Here is a 5229-nt window from a genome sequence, read left to right as displayed (position 1 = left end):
CGCCCTGTCCGCGGCCGCGGAGCTGCTGCTCTCCCAGGGCATGCCGGGCGTGACCTTCGCCAAGGTCGCCGGCCTCGCCGGCGTCAGCAAGATGACTCTCTACAAGTGGTGGTCGTCGCCGGGAAGCCTGGCGTTCGAGGCGTACTTCACGGTCTTCGAGGACACCCTCGCCTTTCCCAGGACCGGCGACATCAGGCACGACCTGACCACCCAGCTGCATGCCTTCGTGGAACTGCTGGGCCGCAGCGGCAACGTCATGGCCGAGATCATCGGAGCCGCGCAGAGCGACCCCGACCTGGCGGCCGCACTCTCCACGCAGTACGTGCGCAAGCGCCGCAACCTCGCCGTGGAACGGCTCGCGCTCGCCCAGCAGGCGGGGCAGATCCGGCGCGACGTCGACCTGGAGACGCTGGTCGACCAGTTGTGGGGCGCCTGCTACCACAGACTGCTCCTGCCGTCCGAGCCCCTGGACACCGACTTCGCGGACCGGCTGATCGGCAACCTCCTCGCCGGCATCGCCCCGTCGGGAGAGCAGCAGCAGTAGGCCCGACGGCGGGCGGCCCCGGCCGCGGCTGCGCGCACTCCCGAATGCGGCGAAGAGCCGGTACGCCACAGGCCCAAGGGCGGACGTCCATCGACCCCAACAGCAGCGCAACACCCCGAGCCCAGGCTGAATCAGCGATGTTTGACACTGGACGACCGGTCGTCTAGCTTCGTTTAGGCGACCGGTCGGCTAGTGAACCGGTCAGCTCCCCCACTCGGAAGGTCACCATGAGCATCCAGGGCCAGAAGGTCGCCGTCATCACCGGTGCGTCGCAGGGCATCGGAGAAGGCCTGGTCACCGCCTACCGCAAACTCGGCTACGCCGTCGTCGCCACCTCCCGCACCATCGCCGAGTCGCAGGACCCCGGCGTGCTGACGGTCCGGGGCGACATCGCCGACCCGGCCACCGCGGAGCGCGTCATCGCAGCCGGCGTGGAGCGGTTCGGCCGCATCGACACCCTCGTCAACAACGCCGGCATCTTCGTCTCCAAGCCGTTCACCGACTACACCCAGGCCGACTACGACGCGGTGACCGGCGTCAACCTGGGCGGCTTCTTCCGCATCACCCAGCTCGCCATCGCCAGGATGCTCCAGCAGGGCGACGGGGGCCATGTCGTGCAGATCAGCACCAGCCTGGTCGACCACGCCAGCTCCGACGTGCCCGCCGTGCTGGCCTCCCTGACCAAGGGCGGCCTGCAGTCCGCCACCAAGGCCCTGGCCATCGAGTACGCCACCCGCGGCATCCGCAGCAACGCCGTCGCCCTGGGCATCATCAGGACCCCCATGCACGCGGAGGAGTACCACGAGGCCCTGGCCGCGCTGCATCCGGTGGGCCGGATCGGCGAGGTCGACGACGTCGCCGACGCCGTGGTGTACCTGGAGAAGGCCCCCTTCGTCACCGGCGCGATCCTGCACCTGGACGGCGGCCAGAGCGCAGGCCACTGACCCGCCCTCACCCCGGCCGGTCGGCGCACCCCACGGCCCTCGGCCCCGCAGCGCGACGGCGCTGCGGGGCCGAGGGCCGCCGATCGCCGCCCCCGAGGGCCCCGGCGGACCCGAAATGCGCTGGCGGCCCTGCGGACCCACCGGCATCCTCTTCCCATGCTGATCAGAGAGGCCGCCGCCGAGGACTGGACCGCGATCTGGCCCTTCTTCCACAGGATCGTCGCCGCGGGCGAGACCTTCACCTACCCGGTCGATCTCAGCGAGGAGCAGGGCCGCGACTGGTGGCTGCTGCCGGCCCCCCACCGCACGGTCGTCGCCGTCGACGAAGCGGGAACGGTTCTGGGCACCGCGAAGATGAACACCAATCACCTGGGCAACGGCTCACACATCGCGAGCGCCAGCTACATGGTCGACCCCGCGCGCGCCGGACAGGGCGTGGGCCGGGCGCTCTGCGAGTACACGCTGGAGTGGGCACGCGCGGCCGGCTTCCGGGCGATGCAGTTCAACGCGGTCGTCGAGACCAACGCGCCCGCCGTCCACCTCTACCGGTCCCTCGGGTTCCAGGTGCTGGGCACACTGCCGGAGGGCTTCCGCCACCCGGTGAACGGCTATGTCGGGCTGCACATCATGTACCGCGCCCTCTGACCCCCGGCCCCGCACCTCCCCGTCCGTCCGGGCGCGCCGGGGACCGGGGGCCGACGGTCGTCCGGGCCGTGAGTGCAGGCGGAGGCTAGCCTGGAGGGGACGGCCGCGTCGTGGACACCGGCCCGGCCGCGGAGAGGCCCCACGTCCGGCCGGGAGCAGCAGCACGCGCCGCCCGGCAGCCGCCGCCCGCACGACGGTCCCGCGTCGGTCGCGGACCGGGCCAGGCGCCACCGCCCCCGGCGACGGAGCCTGCCCGAGGATGCCGAGGGCGAAGGAGGCACCATGGAGATCAAGGGTTCGGTTGCCCTGGTGACGGGAGCCAACCGCGGTATCGGCAACGCGTTCGCCCGTGCGCTGCTCGAACACGGCGCCGCCAAGGTGTACGCCGGCGTCCGCGATCCGGCAGGCGTGACGGATCCGGACCTCACCCCGCTGCGCCTGGACGTCACCGACCCCGATCAGGTCGCCGCGGCCGCCGCGGAGGCGGGGGACGTCACCATCCTGATCAACAACGCCGGTGTCGGCGGCTATCAGACCAAACTGCTGGAAGGCCCGCTCGAAGGGGCCCGCCAGGCCATGGAGGTCAACTACTTCGGCACCTGGGAGGTCTCCCGGGCCTTCGCACCCGTCCTCGCGCGCAACGGCGGCGGCGCCCTGGTGAACATGCTGTCGCTGGCTTCCTGGGTCGGACGTCCGGACTACCCCGGGTACGCGGCCTCCAAGGCGGCCGAGTGGTCGCTCACCGACGCGCTGCGCCAGGGACTGCGCGAGCAGGGCACGCTGGTGGTCGGGGTCCACGCCGGCTTCGTGGAGACCGACCTCAGCGCCTGGACGGACGCCCCCAAGGTCAGCCCCGCCAGCGTGGCCGAGCAGACCATGCGGGCCCTGGCCGGCGACCGGCTCGAGGTGCTGGCCGACGAGGCCACCAGGGAGCGCAAGGCCGCTCTCTCCCGTCCTCTCGACGCCGAGCCCCAGGACTGACCGGCGCCCCGCCGCCGCCCGCAGGCCACCGCGGCAGCACTCGGCCCCCACCCGCCGCCGCTAGTCGACCGGTCGTACGATGGACCCATGGGACGGACCAGTGACGCCGGGCAGAAGATCCTCGCGGCTGCGCAGTCGCTCATCGAGCTGCGCGGCTACTCCGCTCTGGGGGTGGCCGAGATCTGCAAGGCCGCAGGCGTGCCCAAGGGCAGCTTCTACTACTTCTACGAGTCCAAGGAGGCGCTGGCCCTCGCCGTCCTCGACGAGCACTGGGCCCAGGAGCGCCAGGGCTGGACGCGCATCCTGACCGGCGACGGCGAACCGCTCCAGCGGCTGCGGCAGCTGTTCGAGGCCACGCAGGCCGACCAGCACGCGGGGCAGCAGAGCTGCGGCACCGTCTCGGGATGCCTGTTCGGCAACCTCACCCTGGAGATGTCCAACCAGACCGAGGCCATCCGCGAGCGCCTCCAGCAGATCTTCGAGGCCCAGGTCGACATGGTCGACAAGGTCGTCGCCGAGGCCCGGGAACGGGGGGACGTCACCGTCGCCGACACCCGGGAGGCCGCCCGCTCCGTCGTCGCCCAGCTCGAGGGCCAGGTGCTCTTCGCCAAGCTCTACAACAACGTCCAGCGGCTCGACACGCTGTGGGCCAACTGCCTGGCGCTGCTCGGTGCCCGCGTCCCCGAGGCCGCCCCGGCCGCCGTCTGACGGCCTGGCGGCGCCGGCCGCCGCGGAGTGCCGCAGCGGCCGACGGTGCGCGGCAGCGCACACCCTCAGGCGGCGGTCATCTCGCGTACCAGTGGCGCCACCTCGGTGCCGAAGAGTTCCACGGCGTTCATCAGGGTCCCGTGCGGCATTCCGTGCATCCCGTACTTGAGGTCGAAACGGCCGGCCCCGAGGACCCGGAGCGTCTCAGCGATCTTCGTTGCGACGGTACGGGGCGATCCGACGTACAGGGCCCCATCCGGCCCCACGTCGTGCATGAAGTGTTCGAAGGCCGGAGCGCGGAACCCGCGCTGTGCGGCCACCGTCCGCATGGTGCGCTCGTAGTGGGGCCAGAACTCCGCCACGGCCTGCTCGTCCGTGGCGGCCACATGGCCCGGGGAGTGCACCCCGACCGGCCGTTCAGGCTGCCCGAACTCCTCCAGGGCGCGGCGGAAGAGTTCGGTGAAGGGAGCGAACCGCGCGGTCGGGCCGCCGATGATCGCGAGCATCAGCGAGAAGCCGTACCGTGCCGTGCGGATCACCGACTGGGGGCTGCCTCCGACGCCGATCCAGGTCGGGATCGCGCCGGACTCGCTGTGCGGGTGGACCGACAGGCCGTCCAGCCGGGGGCGGGTGGTGCCGGCCCAGGAGACCGGCTCCTCCTTCAGCAGTTCGGCGAAGAGGTCGACCTTCTCCTCGAAGAGGCGGTCGTAGTCGCTGAGGTCGTAGCCGAAGAGCGGGAAGGACTCGGTGCTCGACCCCCTGCCGAGAATCACCTCCGCACGCCCTTTGGAGACGGCGTCCAGCGTGGCGTAGCGCTGGTAGACCCGGACCGGGTCGTCCGAGCTGATGACCGTGACGGCCGATCCGAGCCGGATCCGCGAGGTGCGGGAGGCGATCGCGCCCAGCACCACGTCGGCGGCCGAGAGCGGCATCCAGTCGGTGTGGTGCTCCCCGATGGCGAAGTGGTCGATCCCGACCTGGTCGGCGAGGACCCCCTCCTCCACCAGGTTGCGGATCGTCTCGCCGTGCGTCGACGGCCGGCCCTGGGCGTCGCTGGTGACATCGCCGAACGTGTCCAGTCCGAGGGTTACCGGAGGTGTGCCCCCGGGGGTCGCGACATGGCCGGTCATGCGGTTTCCTCGCTCCGTGGTCGCCCGGTGCGCCCGGCTGCGGCCAGTGCGTCCGCAGCTCGCTGCATCGCCGGGGCATTACTTGCTCAGTCAAGAAAGAACTTGCGGCGTCAAGTAGAGCCCCGCAGTCCTTGACCTGTCAAGCAGATGCCCTCGGAGCGCCGGACCGAGCCCCTCGGCCACGGGCGCCCCGTACAGCACCCCCAGCCGCCGTACACCGGACCGGCCGGACGGCGGACGGCTCCCAGAAGGGGCGCCGGCCGCGCGGCCGGGCTAC

The 5229-nt window shown here is 71.8% G+C and carries 6 protein-coding genes; 5 read left to right on the top strand and 1 reads right to left on the bottom strand.

Features of this window, described 5'->3' with window-relative positions; genetic code table 11:
- The 5 genes from AOK09_RS35030 to AOK09_RS35010 all read left to right on the top strand — a co-directional run.
- A partial coding sequence (locus AOK09_RS35030) for a TetR-like C-terminal domain-containing protein (RefSeq protein ID WP_055591235.1) occupies window positions 1-544 on the top strand: 544 nt, incomplete at its 5' end.
- A gap of 227 nt (window positions 545-771) precedes the next feature.
- On the top strand, window positions 772-1488 hold the full coding sequence (locus AOK09_RS35025; protein ID WP_055591234.1) for an SDR family NAD(P)-dependent oxidoreductase: 717 nt from the start codon (window positions 772-774) through the stop codon (window positions 1486-1488).
- Window positions 1489-1644: 156 nt separating this feature from the next.
- Window positions 1645-2133: a GNAT family N-acetyltransferase gene (locus AOK09_RS35020; protein WP_055591233.1), complete on the top strand. Its 489-nt coding sequence runs from the start codon at window positions 1645-1647 to the stop codon at window positions 2131-2133.
- A 282-nt stretch (window positions 2134-2415) separates the two neighbouring features.
- Window positions 2416-3114, top strand: a complete 699-nt coding sequence (locus tag AOK09_RS35015) for an SDR family oxidoreductase (RefSeq protein ID WP_055591232.1) — start codon at window positions 2416-2418, stop codon at window positions 3112-3114.
- An 87-nt stretch (window positions 3115-3201) separates the two neighbouring features.
- Window positions 3202-3822 carry a TetR/AcrR family transcriptional regulator gene (locus AOK09_RS35010; protein WP_055591231.1) on the top strand — a complete coding sequence of 207 codons (621 nt, stop codon included), beginning with the start codon at window positions 3202-3204 and terminating at the stop codon, window positions 3820-3822.
- Window positions 3823-3887: 65 nt separating this feature from the next.
- On the opposite strand, the gene AOK09_RS35005 is transcribed toward AOK09_RS35010, so the two are convergent.
- Entirely contained in the window at window positions 3888-4952 is a 1065-nt protein-coding gene (locus AOK09_RS35005; RefSeq protein ID WP_055591230.1) for an LLM class flavin-dependent oxidoreductase, read from the bottom strand.
- Between the last annotated feature and the right edge of the window lie 277 nt (window positions 4953-5229).

The sequence above is a fragment of the Peterkaempfera griseoplana genome (genome assembly GCF_001418575.1).
Lineage (GTDB): Bacteria > Actinomycetota > Actinomycetes > Streptomycetales > Streptomycetaceae > Peterkaempfera > Peterkaempfera griseoplana.
Note: the sequence above shows the minus strand (reverse complement) of the source record. Positions and strands in the feature narration are given on the sequence as shown.